Source organism: Streptomyces caeni (assembly GCF_042678285.1).
Taxonomy (GTDB): domain Bacteria; phylum Actinomycetota; class Actinomycetes; order Streptomycetales; family Streptomycetaceae; genus Streptomyces; species Streptomyces caeni.
The window spans coordinates 1-18,026 of record NZ_JBHUDX010000050.1 but is presented as its reverse complement, the minus strand read 5'-3'; the positions used below and the strand labels follow the sequence as shown (position 1 = coordinate 18,026).

Annotated in this window: 16 protein-coding genes; 5 read left to right on the top strand and 11 right to left on the bottom strand. The window is 72.4% G+C overall.

All coding sequences use genetic code 11. From position 1 onward, the window contains the following. Positions 1-435: 435 nt before the first annotated feature. Positions 436-876, bottom strand: a complete 441-nt coding sequence (locus ACFSL4_RS18415; RefSeq protein ID WP_381083904.1) for an ATP-binding protein — start codon at positions 874-876, stop codon at positions 436-438. Between the two features lie 99 nt (positions 877-975). Next, positions 976-1,317 (bottom strand): anti-sigma factor antagonist BldG, encoded by a 342-nt coding sequence (gene bldG, locus ACFSL4_RS18410; protein WP_010986038.1) that lies wholly within the window; start codon positions 1,315-1,317, stop codon positions 976-978. 79 nt (positions 1,318-1,396) lie between these two features. Here bldG and ACFSL4_RS18405 point away from each other — a divergent pair, with 79 nt between their 5' ends. Then, positions 1,397-3,886: a DEAD/DEAH box helicase gene (locus ACFSL4_RS18405; RefSeq protein WP_381083902.1), complete on the top strand. Its 2,490-nt coding sequence runs from the start codon at positions 1,397-1,399 to the stop codon at positions 3,884-3,886. A 21-nt stretch (positions 3,887-3,907) separates the two neighbouring features. Here the strand turns inward: ACFSL4_RS18405 and ACFSL4_RS18400 are convergent, their stop codons facing one another. The 7 genes from ACFSL4_RS18400 to ssd form a co-directional block, all read right to left on the bottom strand. After that, positions 3,908-4,360: an Rv3654c family TadE-like protein gene (locus ACFSL4_RS18400; protein ID WP_381083900.1), complete on the bottom strand. Its 453-nt coding sequence runs from the start codon at positions 4,358-4,360 to the stop codon at positions 3,908-3,910. Further along, a complete protein-coding gene (locus ACFSL4_RS18395; protein WP_381083898.1) occupies positions 4,357-4,734 on the bottom strand; it encodes a TadE family type IV pilus minor pilin in 378 nt (125 codons plus the stop codon). Before ACFSL4_RS18395 ends, ACFSL4_RS18400 begins: the two co-directional genes overlap by 4 nt. 1 nt (position 4,735) lies before the next feature. Beyond that, entirely contained in the window at positions 4,736-4,996 is a 261-nt protein-coding gene (locus ACFSL4_RS18390; RefSeq protein WP_381083896.1) for a DUF4244 domain-containing protein, read from the bottom strand. Positions 4,997-5,086: 90 nt separating this feature from the next. After that, complete coding sequence (locus ACFSL4_RS18385; RefSeq protein ID WP_381083894.1) at positions 5,087-6,055, bottom strand: type II secretion system F family protein; 969 nt, start codon at positions 6,053-6,055, stop codon at positions 5,087-5,089. After that, positions 6,052-6,894, bottom strand: a complete 843-nt coding sequence (locus tag ACFSL4_RS18380; protein WP_381084106.1) for a type II secretion system F family protein — start codon at positions 6,892-6,894, stop codon at positions 6,052-6,054. Before ACFSL4_RS18380 ends, ACFSL4_RS18385 begins: the two co-directional genes overlap by 4 nt. Before the next feature lie 14 nt (positions 6,895-6,908). Next, a complete protein-coding gene (locus tag ACFSL4_RS18375) occupies positions 6,909-8,078 on the bottom strand; it encodes a TadA family conjugal transfer-associated ATPase (RefSeq protein WP_381084104.1) in 1,170 nt (389 codons plus the stop codon). Positions 8,079-8,186: 108 nt separating this feature from the next. Further along, the gene (gene ssd / locus ACFSL4_RS18370) at positions 8,187-9,278 is read right to left on the bottom strand and encodes a septum site-determining protein Ssd (protein WP_381084102.1); all 1,092 of its coding nucleotides are present in this window, start codon (positions 9,276-9,278) and stop codon (positions 8,187-8,189) included. Between the two features lie 579 nt (positions 9,279-9,857). Here ssd and ACFSL4_RS18365 point away from each other — a divergent pair. Beyond that, entirely contained in the window at positions 9,858-10,682 is an 825-nt protein-coding gene (locus ACFSL4_RS18365; protein ID WP_381083892.1) for an HAD family hydrolase, read from the top strand. Positions 10,683-11,063: 381 nt separating this feature from the next. Here ACFSL4_RS18365 and ACFSL4_RS18360 read toward each other — a convergent pair whose 3' ends face one another. Further along, a complete protein-coding gene (locus tag ACFSL4_RS18360; RefSeq protein WP_381083890.1) occupies positions 11,064-11,888 on the bottom strand; it encodes a Fic family protein in 825 nt (274 codons plus the stop codon). 100 nt (positions 11,889-11,988) lie between these two features. Between ACFSL4_RS18360 and ACFSL4_RS18355 the strand changes: the two genes are divergently transcribed. Further along, the gene (locus ACFSL4_RS18355) at positions 11,989-12,969 is read left to right on the top strand and encodes an ATP-binding protein (RefSeq protein ID WP_381083888.1); all 981 of its coding nucleotides are present in this window, start codon (positions 11,989-11,991) and stop codon (positions 12,967-12,969) included. A 115-nt stretch (positions 12,970-13,084) separates the two neighbouring features. On the opposite strand, the gene ACFSL4_RS18350 is transcribed toward ACFSL4_RS18355, so the two are convergent. Then, complete coding sequence (locus ACFSL4_RS18350) at positions 13,085-14,347, bottom strand: polysaccharide deacetylase family protein (protein WP_381083886.1); 1,263 nt, start codon at positions 14,345-14,347, stop codon at positions 13,085-13,087. A 359-nt stretch (positions 14,348-14,706) separates the two neighbouring features. On the opposite strand from ACFSL4_RS18350, the gene ACFSL4_RS18345 reads away from it, so the two are divergent. Next, positions 14,707-17,091, top strand: a complete 2,385-nt coding sequence (locus ACFSL4_RS18345) for a SulP family inorganic anion transporter (RefSeq protein WP_381083884.1) — start codon at positions 14,707-14,709, stop codon at positions 17,089-17,091. A gap of 216 nt (positions 17,092-17,307) precedes the next feature. Next, positions 17,308-18,026: AMP-binding protein (locus ACFSL4_RS18340; protein WP_381083882.1), on the top strand; the 719-nt coding region annotated here is incomplete at its 3' end.

Here is an 18,026-nt window from a genome sequence, read left to right as displayed (position 1 = left end):
GCGGTTGCTGTCGGTCAGTACCGCGGCTGCGAGGGATGTGGGGTGATCAAACTGATGAGGGGTAGAAAGCCCCGCCATTCGTCCTCCTTGACGCTTGGGCTGAGCTCAAGATGTGGACGGATTGTAGGGAGCGGAACCTGATCAAAACAGGCCGCGGTAATCGGAATTGGTCTTCAGGTGCTCTTCAGCAAATGATCGCACGCGAGTCACAGAACCCGAAAGTGGTAATGCCCCAAAACCATTGACTCGATGAGCACTTGATCAAATTATCGCGCGATTGATCGTGAAGCAATTCACGAATTCGGGTGTGGGCTGCACAAGAAGAAGGGTCCTGCACAGGCAGGACCCTTCGAAGCCGCACGAAACGCACAGGGGGGACGAGGAGTGAAAAGCGTACGAGGGCTGCAGTGAGGCAGGTCAGGCCGGCCGGGCAGCTCAGGCCGGGAGCGTGGCGGGCGGCGTGGTCGGCCAGCTCATCCTGATCCGTCCGCCGTCCCGTCCGGCGGTGACCTCGACGTCGTCGACGAGGCCGCTGATGACCGCGAGGCCCATCTCGTCCTCCTCGGCCTCCGCGTCCGCGTCGCCGGCACCGGTGGCTCCGGGCGCCTGGGCCCCGGGCTCCGCGTGCGGCGCCTCGTCACCGACCTCGATGGAGAACTGCTTCTCCTCCTCGGTCAGCAGCACCCGCACCGGCGCCGAGATGCCGTTGCTCTGGTGCAGTCCGACGGCCCGGGTGCAGGCCTCACCGACGGCGAGCCTGACCTCGTCGAGTACGGCCTCCTCCACTCCGGCCCTACGCGCCACCGCGGCCGCCACCAGCCGGGCGGTCCGGACGTGCTCGGGCAGCGCGCTGAAGCGGAGTTCAACGGTGGCCATGCATCCCCCTCGGAACTTCGGGCGTGCGGTCAGGGGGCCGGGCCGCCGGGCCCGGTCCCCGCCTTACTTCTGCCGTCCGGGCCCTGCGGCCCGGCGGGATCAGTCGGTGGCCGCCACCGCTTCCTCGACCGAGGTGTGGATGGGGAACACCTTGGTGAGACCGGTGATGCGGAAGATCTTGAGAATGCGCTCCTGGTTGCACACCAGACGCAGGGAGCCCTCATGGGCACGCACACGCTTCAGGCCGCCCACGAGCACGCCGAGCCCGGTGGAGTCGAGGAAGTCCACGCCCTCCATGTCGACGACGAGGTGGAAATTCCCGTCGTTCACCAGCTCGACCAGCTGCTCGCGCAGCTTGGGCGCGGTATATACGTCGATTTCGCCACCGACCTCGACGACCGTACGATCGCCGACGGTACGGGTCGACAGGGACAGGTCCACGGATCCTCCAGCACCTTGCTATCGAGCGGTCGCCCCTCGGAACACCTCGGCAGCGCCCGGGGGCAGTTCGCCAGCCGCGATGGCATTCAATCACTTACCGGCAGGCGTGCACGACGCCTTGGTCCCATTGTCCGTCACACCGGTGACACACTCGGTGCCGATGGCCAAGAATCACCGATCCGATCGACCCTCGGCGGATCCCACGTCCCGCCCCTCGCCGGGAACGGTCCTGGACCGGCTCGCCTCGGGGCCGAGCCGGGCTTCGCGCATCACTCATACGGAGCACTTGCCCCCGCGCGGGGGCCGCCATGCCGTCTGGCCGGACCGGATCCGCCCGGAGGTCATCGCCGCCCTGCACACCGCGGGCATCGAGCATCCCTGGGCCCACCAGGCACTGGCCGCCGAGCACGCCCTCGACGGCGACTCGGTGGTCGTCGCCACGGGCACGGCCTCGGGCAAGTCGCTCGCCTACCTCGTACCGGTGCTGTCGCGGCTGCTGGAGGGCTCCGAGGCGCCGAACGGGCGCGGTGCCACCGCCCTCTACCTCGCCCCGACGAAGGCCCTCGCGGCGGATCAGTGCCGATCCGTGAAGGAAATTTCACAGCCCCTGGGCACGGCGATCCGCCCCGCCGTGTACGACGGCGACACGCCGCCGGAAGAACGCGAATGGGTGCGCCAGTACGCCAACTACGTCCTCACCAACCCCGACATGCTGCACCGCGGCATATTGCCCTCGCACCCCCGCTGGTCCTCCTTCCTGCGCGCCCTGAAGTACGTCGTCATCGACGAGTGCCACACCTACCGGGGCGTCTTCGGCTCCCACGTCGCCCAGGTGCTGCGCCGGCTACGCCGGCTGTGCGCCCGCTACGGTGCCTCGCCCGTGTTCCTGCTCGCCTCCGCGACCGCCGCCGAGCCCTCGGTGGCCGCCCGCCGTCTCACCGGCCTCCCGGTCTCCGAGGTCTCGGACGACGCGTCCCCGCGCGGCGAGATGGTCTTCGCCCTCTGGGAGCCTCCCCTCACCGAGCTGCACGGCGAGAAAGGCGCACCGGTCCGGCGCACCGCCACCGCCGAGACCGCCGAGCTGCTGACCGACCTGGCCCTGCAGGGCGTGCGCTCGGTCGCCTTCGTCCGCTCCCGCCGCGGCGCCGAGCTGATCTCGGTGATCGCACAGGAGCGTCTGGCCGAGATCGACCGCTCCCTGGCCCGGCGTGTGGCCGCGTACCGCGGCGGCTACCTCCCCGAGGAGCGCCGCGCCCTCGAACGCGCCCTGCACTCCGGCGAACTCCTCGGCCTCGCCGCCACCACCGCCCTGGAACTCGGCATCGACATCTCGGGCCTCGACGCCGTTCTGATCGCCGGCTATCCCGGGACTCGGGCGTCGCTGTGGCAGCAGGCGGGCCGCGCCGGCCGCGCCGGGCAGGGTGCCCTGGCGGTCCTGGTCGCCCGCGACGACCCGCTGGACACCTTCCTCGTCCACCATCCCGAGGCCCTCTTCGACCAGCCGGTGGAATCGACGGTCCTCGACCCGGACAACCCGTACGTCCTGGCCCCGCACCTGTGCGCGGCGGCTGCCGAGCTCCCGCTGACGGACGAGGACGCCGAGCTGTTCGGCCCCGCCTGCGCGGAACTGCTGCCGCAGCTCGAGAGCGCGAAGCTGCTGCGACGCCGGGCCAAGGCCTGGCACTGGACACGCCGGGAACGAGCCGCCGACCTCACGGACATCCGCGGGGAGGGCGGGCGCCCCGTCCAGGTCGTCGAGACCGGGACCGGGCGGCTGCTCGGCACGGTCGACGCGGGCGCCGCGCACACGGCGGTGCACGAAGGAGCGGTGCATCTGCACCAGGGCCGCACGTATCTGGTGCGGACCCTCGACCTGGAGGACTACGTCGCCCTGGTCGAGGAGGCCAGTCCGCCGTATTCGACGGTCGCCCGCGACACCACCTCCGTCTCCGTCCTGGAGACGGACGTCGAAGTCCCCTGGGGTGCGGGTCGGCTGTGCTACGGCTCCGTCGAGGTCACCAATCAGGTCGTCTCCTTTCTGCGTCGGCGTCTCATCACCGGTGAGGTGATGGGCGAGACGAAACTCGACCTCCCTCCGCGTACGCTGCGCACCCGGGCCGTGTGGTGGACGGTCACGGAGGACCAGTTGGACCAGGCCCGGATCAACCCGGAGATCCTCGGCGGCGCCCTGCACGCCGCCGAACACGCGTCGATCGGCATGCTCCCGCTCTTCGCCACCTGCGACCGCTGGGACATCGGCGGCGTCTCCGTCCCGCTCCACCCGGACACCCTGCTGCCCACGGTCTTCGTGTACGACGGCCACCCGGGCGGCGCGGGCTTCGCCGAGCGCGCCTTCCACACGGCCCGCTCCTGGCTGACCGCCACCCGCCAGGCCATCGCATCCTGCGAGTGCGAGGCGGGCTGCCCGTCCTGCATCCAGTCCCCCAAGTGCGGCAACGGCAACGACCCGCTGCACAAGAGAGGGGCGGTGCGGTTGCTCACGGTGCTGCTGCGGGGGGCACCCGAGGAGGAGAGCGAGGCGGACGAGGAGAGCGGGGCGGCCCGCTGAGTCCGCGGATCCGGCGCCGGGTCACCTGCTCCTCGACCTCGGCGAGGGAGCGGGCGGAGACCCCGCCTCCTCGCGCACCCCGGCCCGCACCGGCCCCGCCCTCGCCCTGACCCCGGCGGTGAACGGACCGGAGACCACCGCCGCCGTCACGTCCGCGACCTCGCCCGCTACGGCGCACCGGACGATCCGGCCGCCCTGCGCTGCCGCGACGCGGCCCGCGCGGGCACACGCCGCCTCACCTCCCTCCATCCAGTGGTCCGCGGCCGCGAGCGCCGCCAGGTCGGCCGCGCCGGCCGCACGATGGCGGACCAGCACGGCTTCCCCCTGGGCCAGCAGCGCCCCGAACACGGCGCACACGGCACCGATCACGCACACGACCCAGACGGTCGCCGAGCCGCGGTCCGACCGGGCCGCATCCCCGCGAGCCTCCAGGAACGCAAGGTGCGCATGCAGGGCACCCCCACGTCTGCTCATCCGTTCACCCCCACCGTGTCCTCCGCCGACGCCACCGCCTCATGGCGCAGTCGGAAAGGCAGCGTGTCCGGGCCCGGCGGCCGAGCGACGACCACCACGTGGACCAGGTCGCCCTCCCGGCTCACCTTGACCCTCGCGCCGTCCGGCGCGGCCTGCCGGGCCACCCGCTGGACCACGCCGGGCGGCTCCTGCCGAGCGGCGGCCCTGGCCCCCGCGCGGGCCGCGTCCACACACTGAATCTGCGCCGACGCGGCCAGCAGGGCCCAGACCAGTGCGGTAGCGAAGAGCACCAGGGCAGGCAGGACGACCGCGGTCTCCGCCGTCACGAACCCGCGGTCCCGGCCGGGTCCCCCTCCCGGGCGCCGTCTCGCCATGTCACATGCGGACATCGAGCGCCCGCTTCACGATGGCCTGCAGCTCCGCGCTGACCTGCCCGCTCGTCAGCACCTTGTAGAGGAGTGCCGCGAACGCCACGGCCGCGATGATCCCCATGGCGTACTCGGACGTGACCATGCCCGCATCCCGGCGCGCCGGCCCCCGCACCCGGCGTACCAGCGCACACGCCCGGGCTCGTGCTCGTCCTCCTGCTCGTGCTCGTGCTCGTACATCCGCTCGTGCTCGTACTGCTTTGCCCATTTCAGCCCCCATGAGGTTCTCGTCATGCTGAGGCCCGGTCCGTTCGGCCGGGCCGTCCGGTTCACGTTCTTCACCGCATACCGGGTGCCGTCATCCGTCGCCTCCCCCCAGTAGCCCTCCCGCGAGCCCGATCACCACGGGCATCACCCCGACCGCGATGAACGCGGGCAGGAAGCACAGCCCCACGGGAGCGGTCACCATGACCCCCGCCCGGCGCGCCCGGGCCGTCGCCGCGCGTCCCCACTCGGCGCGGGCCTCCGCCGCGAGGCGCCCGGCGGCCGCGGCGGCCGGTACGCCGGAGTCACCCGCCCGTTCCAGGAGCCGTGCCAGGGCCGCGGCGCCGGGGAGGTCGGCGAGCCGCCGCCAGGCGTCGACCGGCTCGCTCCCGAGCCGCACCTCGGCCGCACCGCGGGCCAGTCGCTCCCCGACCGGTCCCCCCAACGCCTCGCCCACCGCCCGGGCGGCCGACACGGGGCCCGCGCCCGCCGCGACGCACGCCGCCAGCAGGTCGGCCGCCAGAGGAAGTTGACGGGCCGCCTCGGCAGCGTCGTACCGCTGGGCGGGCCGGCCCGGCTCCCGCCGCACGCTCCACCGCGACAGGCAGACCCCGGCGATCAGCCCGAACGCCAGCCCGCCGATCCCACCGATCACCACCCAACCGGCACACAGTGCCCCGGCGACCGGCAGCCACCGTCGCCCGGCGTCCCGTCTCCCGGGCCGCCGCCCTCCGGCCTGCCGCACCCAGATCCGCTGCACGCCGGTCTCCCGCACCCCGATCCGCCGCATCCCGATCCCCCGCCCCGCGGATACGGCGTCCCTCGCTGCGAGGTCCCGCTGCCCGGGCACCGCCTCCCCTGCCCTCGCGCCCCACCACCGGGGCGGCGGCGCGGGCCGCAGCCGAGACGACCGGCCCCCGGACGCCACGGCCGACATCAGCACCACACCCAGCCGACGCCGTGTCCTGCGCTCGCGCCGGGCGATGGCGAGCATCCACGCGGACCACCCCAGGGCCGCCGCTCCACACAGCACCCCCAGCCTGTGGACAAGATCCGCGTTCATGCCGCCTCCGCTTCCCTTACGATCCGCAGCGCCCACCACAGCCCCGCGCCCTCCAGCACGCCGCCGACGGCAAGACAGGCCGATCCCGCACCGGTGTGCAGCAGGACGTGCAGCGGGCGGGCGCCGAGTGCGCCGCCCAGGAGCAGACCGAGGACCGGCAGGCCCGCGAGCAGAACGGCCGTCGACCGGGCGCCCGCCAACTGGGCCCGCAGGTCAGCCCGTTGATCGTGTTCGGCGCGCAGGGCCGCCTCCAGCCGGTCGAGCCCCGCCGCCAGGCCCGCGCCCCGGTCCACGGCCACCCGCCAGCAGGCGGCGAGCCCCGACAACCCGTCGGCCCCCGGCTGCCGCGCCGCGTCCGCGAGCACCCCCGGTACGTCCCCGCCGAAGCGCGCCGCCGCCATCACCGCCGCGTGCGCCGCACCGAGTCCGCCCGAGTCATGTGCGGCGCGCAGCAGCGCCTCGCCCGGCTGGCGCCCCGCACGGACCTCGCCCGCGAGCGCCCCGCACAGCGCGATCACCGCCTCGCCGCGCCTGTCCCGGGCCAGCCGTACCTCCCGTGCCCGTCGCACCCTGCGCAGCGCGGGGACGCCGACGGCTCCGGCCAGCAGGGGCAGGACGGACGCGCCGAGCACCGCGATCAGCACGCCCAGGGCGAGGGACCACCACTCGGCCGGCAACCGCCGCAGCCGTGCGACGGCCCGCTCCCAGGGCGGCGGCCCGACTCCTGCCGCCGCGCCACCGCCCGCGCACAGCAACCGGGCGCGGCGCGCCGCCGCGTTCGGACGGCCCGTCATCCACGCAGCCACGGCGGCACAGACCAGCCCCGCGCCCACCGACATCCGGCCGATCTCCGTCACAGAAGGTCACTCCCCTCGCGTCCGTCGCTCCCGTCCCGGAGCAGTTCGCGCAACCGCTCCCAGCCCCGCTCGCGTGTGAACGCCTCCGGGCCCCAGCGCAGCGCGGGCACCGTCACCACCAGTCCCGACGCGTCCCGCTCCAGCACATGCACCTCCGCGACACGGCGCCGCCCCGTCCGGTCGCGCACCAGATGGAGGACCACCGACAGCGCGGCCGCCAGCTGGCTGTGCAGCGCGGCCCGGTCCAGGCCCGCCGCCGTGCCCAGAGCCTCCAGCCGTGCGGGCACCTGGCCCGCCGCGTTGGCGTGGAGCGTGCCCGAGCCGCCCTCATGGCCCGTGTTCAGCGCGGCCAGGAGGGACACCACCTCGGGGCCGCGCACCTCGCCGACGACGAGCCGGTCCGGCCTCATCCGCAGCGCCTGCCGCACCAGGTCGTGGAGCTCGACCAGGCCCACGCCCTCCTGGTTCGCGGGTCGCCCTTCCAGCCTCACCACGTGGGGATGCTCGGGCCGCAGCTCCGCCGAGTCCTCGGCCAGCACGATGCGTTCCGACGACCCGACCGCCCCCAGCAGCGCGCTCAGGAGCGTGGTCTTGCCGGAACCGGTTCCGCCGCTGATCACGTAGGAGAGCCGGGAGGCGATCAGCGCCCGCAGCACCCTGTCCCCGCCCGGCGGCACCGTGCCCGCCGCCACCAGTTCGCCGAGGGTGAAGGCCCGGGGCCGTACGACCCGCAGGGACAGGCACGTGCAGCCGACCGCGACAGGCGGCAGCACCGCGTGCAGCCGTGTGCCGTCCGGCAGGCGGGCGTCGGCCCACGGTCTGGCGTCGTCGAGCCGCCGCCCGGCCACGGCGGCCAGCCGCTGGGCGAGGCGCCGTACGGCCGCGGCGTCCGGAAAGGACACCCCCGTCAGCTCCAGTCCTCCGCCCCGGTCCACCCAAACGCGGTCCGGTGCCGACACCAGGACGTCGGTCACGGACGGGTCGGCGAGCAACGGCTCCAGGGGGCCGCTGCCGACCAGTTCCGAGCGCAACTGCCGGGCCGCACCCAGTACTTCCGCATCCCCGAGCACCCGGCCCTGCTCCCGCAGAGCCTGCGCCACGCGCGCGGGAGTGGGCTCGGCCCCGCTCTCGGCCAGCCACTGCCGCACGCCGTCCAGCAGCCGCATGGGTGCGCCCGGACCGGCCGTGCTCCCGGGCTCCCCGCCCGTCCGCGAACGAGCGGGGCCCGCGCCGCGGTCCGCCCTCGCCGTCGCGTTCCAGTCCATGGTCATGGCTCAGTCACCCGCCTCGGCCGACGCCCGCTCCCAGAAGGCCGAGCAGAACCGGGCGAGCGGCCCCCGCGCCGCTCCCCCGGGCGGCACGGAGCCGTCCGGCGGGGGTGTCTCGTGGGGCACTTCCCCGACCAGCGGCAGGTCCAGCAGCCGTGCCACCTCGCGGTCGTCGAGCCCGGGGGCATACGGCCCCCGTACCGCGATGCGCAGGTCGCCCAGGACCATGCCCACGGCCGCCGCCACCCGTCGTGCGGCGGCGATGGCACGCAGGTCGGCGGGGATCACCAGCACTCCGACGTCCACCTGCGTGAGGGCCTCGGCGACGCCCTCGTCGACGCGGCGCGGGAGGTCGACGACGACCGCGCCGCCGCGGCGCCGGGCCGCGGCGAGGACCGCGCGGACCGCCTCGGGCGGCACGGCCACGGTGTCACCGCGGTCCCAGCTCAGTACGCGCAACTCGTGCAGCCGGGGCAGGGACTCCTCCAGGGCTCCGCCGCCGACCCGGCCGCGGGATGCGGCGAAGGCCGGCCAGCGCAGTCCCTCGGCGGCTTCTCCGCCGAGGAGCACGTCGAGCCCACCGCCCAGCGGGTCCGCGTCGACGAGCAGGGTGCGCTTGCCCTGGCGTGCCGACGTGACGGCCAGGGCGCAGGCGAGCGTGGACGCTCCGGCCCCGCCGCGGCCGCCGATCACCCCGACGGTGAGTGCGGGCCTGCCGACGCCCTCGGCCACGTCCGCGATGCGGTCGACCAGCCACTGCTCACCGTCCGGCAGCAGCAGGACATGGTCGGCACCGATCTCCACGGCCCGCCGCCAGACGCCGGGATCGTCCTGATCCCGCCCGACCAGCACCACTCCGCGCCTGCGCACGGCCCCGCGCACGCGGCGCGTGGCGTCGTCGCCGACGATGACGAGCGGCGCCGCCTCCCAGCCGCCCCGGTGTCGGGGCACCCCGGGATGGACCTCCGGTCTGGCGCCCGCGGCCGCGCACAGGCGCAGCAGGTCGTCGAGGAGTTCGGGGTCCTCGGTGACGATCAGCGGTCCGCTCCGCCGCCCCTCGGCGACGGCCGCTCCTTCTTGTGTGATGGCTCCCGCCACGATCTCCAGCCCCCTTCGCTGCTTCTTCGGCCCGGTCCGCGGGGCCACAGCGGCCCCGCGCTTCCCGGACGTCTGAAGAACCGGCAACCGCTCTCCATATGAACGGCCGATACAAACCGGCCATAGGCACCCGACAAACCGGAGCAGTCATGAACTCGCCGCCGGTGGAGGCGCTGGAATCACGGTGCCGCGATCCCGGAAATCGTGTGGATCTTGGTCGATAACTGTGGACAACTCAGCGGTTGTGAATATCGGTGTCACTCATCAGGGTGCGGCCCCGACGCCTACCGCAGAGCAGCATGGCGACTACTCTCCGTATCCACCCATGGGTGCGGGGGAGCCGCGGCCGCGAAGGCCGACTGAGGGCCTGAGAACCCCGCAGACATCAGGAAAACCCACCCGGACATGCGACGACCCCCGCCGGGGGGGAGAGCGGGGGTCGTCCCCACGGCCGACTCGGGGGGGGAGGAGTCGGGCCGGGTTAGCACGGTCGCGAACGATCCGTGACTTCCATGGTGTACCCGAGAGCCTTCTCAGGCAAACCCACGCGCCCCACCTTACGCCGAATGGTGGGCGCATATGCTCGGGGCCGTGGAAAACCACTCCTTGCCCCGCACAGCGGCCTTCTTTGACCTGGACAAGACGGTCATTGCGAAGTCGAGCACGCTCACTTTCAGTAAGTCCTTCTACCAAGGCGGACTGATCAACCGCAGGGCCGTCCTGCGCACCGCATATGCGCAGTTCCTGTTCCTGGCGGGTGGCGCCGACCACGACCAGATGGAGCGGATGCGCGAGTACCTGTCCACCCTGTGCCGCGGGTGGAACGTCCAGCAGGTCAAGGAGATGGTCGCCGAGACGCTCCACGACCTGATCGACCCGATCATCTACGACGAGGCCGCCTCCCTCATCGAGGAGCACCACACCGCCGGGCGCGATGTCGTCATCGTGTCGACGTCGGGCGCCGAGGTGGTCGAGCCGATCGGCGAGATGCTCGGCGCGGACCGGGTGGTCGCCACCCGCATGGTCGTGGGCGACGACGGCTGCTTCACGGGGGAGGTGGAGTACTACGCGTACGGGCCGACGAAGGCGGAGGCGGTCAGGGAACTCGCCGCCTCCGAGGGGTACGACCTCGCACGCTGCTACGCCTACAGCGACTCCGTGACCGACCTGCCGATGCTGGAGTCCGTCGGCCATCCGCACGCCGTGAACCCGGACCGGGCGCTGCGCCGCGAGGCCCTCGCGCGCGGATGGCCGGTCCTGGACTTCCACCGTCCGGTCCGTCTGAAGCAGCGGCTGTCCGCGCCACCGCGGCCCGCGCTCGTCGCCGCGGCCGCGATCGGTGCGGCGGCGGCCACCGCGGGACTCGTCTGGTACGCGAGCCGACGCCGCACGCCGGCCGTCTGAAGCGGCGTACGAGCCGAACGAGCACGGCCACTCGCGCCCGCTTCACACCCATTCGGGACCATGGGGAAAGAACCACAACCGGGGCTTCCGCTCGCCCCGGCCCAGGAGTAGAAAGGCATTGAGGCCCGAGAGACCAAAGGACATCCGAAAGGATCGCCTTGACGACGCCTTGGCCCCGCGGACCGTGCATGAACACTGGGCACCCACGCGACGTCGACCCGTCGATTACGGGCCAGCCGCACCAGGCGACGGGCAGAAGTCCCCGGCCTGATGGGCGACACATCGAGGACGCCTGGTAACCCGGTGAACATGCCAGCGGCGGTACGAGACCTCGTACCGCCGCAATCATGCGGAGAGTCGGAGGCGCCCTCCGCCCGGGAGTTACGCGGCCCCTCGCTGCAGCGCCTCACAGACCGCGGTGGATTCGCGGACCCCCAGTTCGACCGCCTTCGCGCAGTGGGCGATCCATGCCGCCACACCCTCCGCAGTTCCCGACGCATAGCCTTCGAGGACCGCGGCATAGGCCGCGCCGCCCAGCTCCGCGTGACCGACCTCCGCGGGGCAGATCGCCTTCGGGTCCAGGCCGCTGCCCACGAGGACGATGCGTTCGGCCGCGCGCGCGACGAGGCCGTTGTGGGAGCCGAAGGGGCGGAGGGCGAGCAGTTCACCGTGCACGACGGCCGCGGTCACGAGCGCGGGAGCCGAGCCACCCGCGATGATCAGCCGCGACAGCCCCTCAAGGCGGCCCGAGACCTCGGCCGCGTCCGGAAGCGGCAGTTCCACCAGCGGCTCGTCCACGGGCTCGCCGTCCTGACGCGGACGCCCCACGCCGGGGTCGGAGCCCGCGGCCGCCACCAGATGCAGCCGCGCCAGCACCCGTAGGGGTGACTGCCTCCAGACGGACAGCAGTTGTCCCGCCTCGGCGGTCAGCCGGAGCGCCGCGCCGACCGTGCGGGCCTCGTCGTCCCCGCTGAAGTCGGTTCGCCGGCGCACCTCTTCCAGGGCCCAGTCGGCGCCCGCCAGGGCCGCCGAACCGCGGGCGCCGCGCAACGCCGCCTCGGAGGTGATCTCATTGCTGCGGCGCCGCATGATCCGGTGCCCGTAGACCCGGTCCACCGCCTTGCGCACGGACTCCACGGACTCCGGCACACCGGGCAGCGAGCCCAGGGCCGCGAGCGGATCGGGGGTCGCCCCTGTCGTACTCATGAGTACGACCCTACGCATCTCGGCGCCCCTCCTTCGAAGGAGTGGTCTTCCTCACGCCCCACTGTTACTCAAAGCTATTACGCGGCTACCCTTGGTGAACATGAAAATTGCTTTCGTCGGGAAGGGCGGCAGCGGCAAGACAACGCTGTCGTCCCTGTTCATCCGCCACCTCGCCGCCACCGGGGTGCCCGTCGTCGCCGTTGACGCCGACATCAACCAACACCTCGGAGCCGCGCTCGGGCTCGACGAGGACGAGGCCGCGGCACTGCCCGCCATGGGCGAGCGGCTGCCGCTGATCAAGGACTGCCTGCGCGGCAGCAACCCGCGGATCACCTCCGCCGAGACGATGATCAAAACCACCCCTCCGGGAGAAGGCTCACGGCTGCTGCGGGTGCAGGAGGACAATCCGGTCTACGACGCCTGCGCGCACCCGGTGCGACTCGACGGCGGCGCCGTCCGCCTGATGGTCACCGGCCCCTTCACGGACGCCGACCTGGGGGTCGCCTGCTACCACTCCAAGACGGGAGCGGTGGAGCTGTATCTGAACCACCTGGTGGACGGCCGCGACGAGTACGTGGTGGTCGACATGACGGCGGGCTCCGACTCCTTCGCCTCGGGCTTGTTCACCCGCTTCGACATCACGTTCCTCGTCGCCGAGCCGACCCGCAAAGGTGTCTCGGTCTACCGTCAGTACCGGCAGTACGCCCGCGACTTCGGAGTCGTCCTGAGAGTCGTCGGCAACAAGGTGCAGGGCCAGGACGACATCGACTTCCTGCGCGCCGAGGTCGGTGACGACCTGCTCCTGGCGGTCGGGCACTCCGACTGGGTGCGCTCCATGGAGAAGGGCCGCCCGCTCCGGTTCGACCTCCTGGAGGACGCCAACCGCAGCGCGCTGCGGGCCCTTCAGGTTGCGGCCGACGCCACGTACGAACTGCGCGACTGGGCGCACTACACACGCCAGATGGTGCACTTCCACCTGAAGAACGCGACCAGTTGGGGCAACGAGCGCACGGGGGTCGATCTGGCGGCCCAGGTCGACCCCGGATTCGTCCTCGACGAGGACGTGGCGGCCGCCGTGTGACCGGCGCCCGTCCGGCCAACGACATGACGGACGGGCCCCAGCAACAGCGACGACGGCGACGGCCGCTCGCTCCAGGCGGTGGGCGATCGCAGCCCCTCGGCGCCCGCCCCATTCCCTACGGGCCGGCCGGCGGCGCCCCCGGAACGCCCCTCGGCGCCGGGGCGGGCCGGGCCGTCAGGAAGGACTCCCAGCCCTCCTCCGGGGCCTGGCCGACCCCGAGCGTGCGGAGCTTCCCCAGGACCTGGGGGTCCTGTGCGTCCAGCCAGTCGACGAGCTGACGGAAGGAGACACAGCGCACCTCCCGCCGGGTGCAGACGCTCTCGACGACCTCCTGCACGGCACGCATATAAGTGCCGCCGTTCCAGGACTCGAAGTGGTTGCCGATGACCAGGGGCGCACGATTCCCTTCGTACGCCCGCCGGAAGCCCTGAAGCAGGGCGTCGCGCATCTGGTCGCCCCATTCGCCGAACTTGTCGGAGTCGCCCTGGGTCTGGGTGCCCGACTGGTTGACCATGAAGTTGTAATCCATGGCCAGCTGTTCCTCGGAGTGGCCCGGGAAGGGGACGAGCTGCATCGACAGGTCCCACAGCCCCTGTGCCTTCTTCGGCCAGACCTGCTGGGCGACACCGGAGGTGTCGTAGCGGAACCCCAGGTCGCGGGCCGCCTTGACGAAGTTCTCCTGTCCTTCGAGGCAGGGGGTCCGGGCACCGACGAGCTCCTGGTCGTAGTCGAAGGGCAGCGGTGGTTCCCGCTTCAGGCCGGTGTTGGTCCTCCAGGACTTCACGAAGGCCCGAGCCTGGGCGATCTCGTCCTTCCACTCGTCGACCGACCACTGGCCGACCCCGCCGTCGTTCCCGCAGAAGTGGCCGTTGAAGTGCGTACCGATCTCGTTGCCGTCCAGCCACGCCGGGCGCAGCTGATCGAGGGTGTCCCTGATGCCGCTCTCGTCGTTGAAGCCGATGTCCGACCGGCCGGGCGCGTGCTGCGGCGGGTGGTACAGGTCGCGCTTCTCCTCCGGCAACAGGTAGACACCGCTGAGGAAGTACGTCATCGTCGCGTCATTGGCCTTGGCCACCGTTCGGAAGCGGGAGAACAACCGCTGGCCGTCCTCTCCGGCCCCGTCCCAGGAGAAGACGACGAACTGCGGCGGCCTCTGACCGGGTTTCAGCCGCTCGGGCCGGGGCAGATGCGGCTGGGCACCGGTGTACGCGGTGGAGCCGTCGCCGATCAGACGGAGCGCGGTCCCCGGCGCGGGAGCGCCCGGATCCTTCCTCGCGGCCCCCTTGGGCCCCGTGGTGCCGGCCGAGCAGCCGGCGAGCGTCGTGGCGCAGGCCGCGGCCAGTGCGACGCCCGCGGCGATCCTCGGGGTTGCGGCCATCTTCCCTCCCTCTCCTTCCGCCGGTCGGGACCACGCTGACCAGGGGTTCTACGGCGCCGTACGTCCTGAGACCCGGGTACCTGCACGGCGGCACGCACGGTCGGACCAACGTCACACAGAACCTCGCCCAAATTTCATGCGACAAGCCGATGAAACTACCAATTCACCCCCTTGGATGATTCGTTGACCTGTTTGCTGCCTTTTGCGATACGTTCGCTTTACTCAGCATTACGATTCATTTACTGAGTGTTGGGATATCCCGCCGCTATTCGCCGTGACCCACGGCCGCGACCCACCCCGGCCCCGCAGGCCGGGACCACCACCTCCGCGACCGCGCCGCACAGAAGGAGACGGGAACCATGTCTGCCTGCGTCCCCGCCCGCGCCGCCGACTCGACTCGGACCAACCGCGCACACCAGCCCCACAGCCCACCGCCACTCCGGCCCCGCCGCTTCCGCGTCGCGGGCGCCGACCTGTCGGCCTCCATCGCGGTCTTCCTGATCGCCCTCCCCCTGTCCCTCGGAATCGCCCTCGCCACCGACGCCCCCCTCCAGGCCGGTCTCGTCGCAGCAGCCGTCGGCGGGCTCGTCGCCGGCCGGCTCGGCGGCTCCCCGCTCCAGGTCAGCGGCCCCGCCGCCGGACTCACCGTGGTCACCGCCGACCTCATCCACCGCTACGGATGGCGCACGACCTGCGCGATCACCGTCCTCGCCGGGCTCGCCCAGCTGTGCCTCGGCTGCCTGCGCGTGGCGCGAACGGCTCTGGCCGTCAGCCCGGCCATCGTGCACGGCATGCTCGCGGGCATCGGCGTCACCATCGCCGTCGCCCAACTGCACATCATGCTCGGCGGCACCCCGCAGAGCGCCGTCCTCGACAACCTCCGGGCGCTGCCCGCCCAGTTGGCGCACATCCACCCCGCCGCCGTCTCGGTGAGCGCGCTCACCCTGATCCTCCTGCTGATCTGGCCCCGGCTTCCCGGACGGGCCGGGCGCCTCCTGCGCGGCGTCCCGGCCGCCCTGGTGTCCGTCGTGGGTGCCACGTCGGCGGCCTCACTCGCGGGGCTGCACCTGGCCCGGGTGGATCTGCCCTCCTGGTCCAGCCACGCACTGCCGCAGCTGCCCGAAGGCCCCGTGCTCGGTATCGCGACCGCCGTGCTCACCATCACGCTGGTCGGCAGTATCGAGTCCCTGCTCTCCGCCGTCGCCGTCGACAAGCTCGCCACCCTCCGCGGCACGGTGCGCCTCCCCCGCCCGGACCTCGACCGGGAGCTGCGCGGCCAGGGCGCCGCCAATATGATCTCCGGCGCCCTCGGCGGGCTGCCTGTCACCGGCGTCGCCGTGCGCAGTACGGCGAACGTGCACTCCGGTGCCGTCAGCAGGAACTCCACGATGCTGCACGGCGTGTGGGTGGTGGTGGCCGCGCTGCTGATGGTCCCAGTGCTGGAGCTGATCCCCCTCGCCTCGCTCGCCGCGCTGGTGATGGCCGTCGGCATCCAGATGGTGTCCCTGCACCACATCCGCACGGTCACCCGCCACCGAGAGGTGCTGGTGTACGCCGTCACCACGCTCGGCGTCGTCTTCCTGGGAGTCCTGGAGGGCGTGGCACTGGGGGTGGCCGCGGCCGTCGCCGTCGCCCTGCACCGCCTCGCCCACACCCGCATCACCCACGAGGAGAGTGAAGGAGCCCACCATGTACGCGTACGGGGGCAGTTGACGTTCCTCGCGGTGCCCCGGCTCAGCCGGGCGCTGCACCAGGTGCCCGCGGGCGCGGACGCCGTCGTGGAGCTGGACGGGTCGTTCATGGACCACGCGGCGTACGAGTCCCTGCAGGACTGGCAGAAAACGCACCTCACGCACGGCGGCACGGTCGATCTCACCGGCCGCACCGGGACGCGTATCGCGCTGTCCTCGCTGGGATCTCCCGCATCCGGGGCAGGCCCGGGGCGCGCGGAGACGTCGGCGTGCCGCTGCCGGCCCTGGACGCCATGGCGCAACCACCAGTGCGAGCGGCCGCCGTCCGCGCCACCCGGCGGCCATCCGGACGAGCCGGCCGACGCATCCGGACCGGGCGTACAGCGACTCGCACGCGGGATCAGCGCCTTCCAGCGGAACACCGCGCCGCTGGTACGCAGCGAGCTGTCCCGCCTCGCCCGTGAAGGACAGCGGCCGTCGCAGCTCTTCCTCACCTGCGCCGACTCGCGACTCGTCACCTCGATGATCACCTCCAGCGGTCCGGGCGACCTCTTCGTCGTCCGCAACGTCGGCAATCTGGTGCCGCTGCCCGGCGCCGAGAGCGGCGACGACTCCGTGGCCGCGGCGATCGAGTACGCCGTGGACGTCCTGGGGGTGCGCTCGATCACGGTGTGCGGGCACTCCGGATGCGGGGCGATGCAGGCTCTCCTCGCCTCGGAGCCGGATGGCGTGCGGACCCCGCTCCAGCGGTGGCTGCGGCACGGGCTGCCCAGCCTGCAGCGGATGGCCGACGACGAGCGGCCCTGGGCCCGGATCGCCGGCCGGGAGCCGACCGACGCGGTCGAGCAGCTGTGTCTGACCAACGTCGTGCAGCAGCTGGAGCATCTGCGGACCCACGAGGCCGTGAGCCGGGCGCTCGGCAAGGGCACCCTGGAACTGCACGGAATGTACTTCCACGTGGGCGAGGCGCAGGCGTATCTGCTCTCCGCCCGAGAGGAGGAGGACGTCTTCGGCAGGGTCGGGGCGGCCGGGGACCTGCGCAGCCCGGCATGACACACGGTGGTGCGCGACCCGCTCGGCCGGCCGCGCACCACCGCTCCGGCGGGCCGGGTTCATGTGCCGGGTGTGAGATGCGTCGCCATGTCGCCGGGTGAACCATGGCGGTGGTGCGTACGTGACCGAAACGAGAGCTGTTCAGGACAGACTCACAACAGGTCTAAACCAATTTCCGGCCGACCCTTGTCATCGAGCCCCCCGGTCTGGTGAGCTGTGGCCTGGGACACAACGGACACCCTGAGAAAGGGAGATGTCGTGAGCAACGAAAGCCTGGCCAACCTGCTGAAGGAAGAGCGCAGGTTCGCGCCCCCCGCCGAGCTGGCCGCGAACGCCAATGTCACGGCGGAGGCGTACGAACGGGCCAAGGCTGACAGGCTCGGCTTCTGGGCCGAGCAGGCCCGGAGGCTGACCTGGGCCACCGAGCCGACCGAGACACTGGACTGGTCGAACCCGCCGTTCGCCAAGTGGTTCAAGGACGGCACGCTCAACGTCGCCTACAACTGCGTCGACCGGCACGTCGAGGCCGGCCACGGCGACCGGGTCGCGATCCACTTCGAGGGCGAGCCCGGTGACAGCCGCGCCATCACCTACGCCGAGCTCAAGGACGAGGTCTCCAAGGCCGCGAACGCCCTGCTGGAGCTGGGCGTCCGCAAGGGCGACCGGGTCGCCGTCTACATGCCGATGATCCCCGAGACCGCGGTCGCGATGCTGGCCTGCGCCCGCATCGGCGCCGTGCACTCCGTCGTCTTCGGCGGCTTCTCGGCGGACGCGCTCGCCACCCGCATCCAGGACGCCGACGCCAAGGTCGTCATCACCGCCGACGGCGGCTACCGCCGCGGCAAGCCGTCCGCGCTCAAGCCGGCCGTCGACGACGCGATCGAGCGCGTGGACAACGTCGAGCACGTGCTCGTCGTGCGCCGCACCGGCCAGGA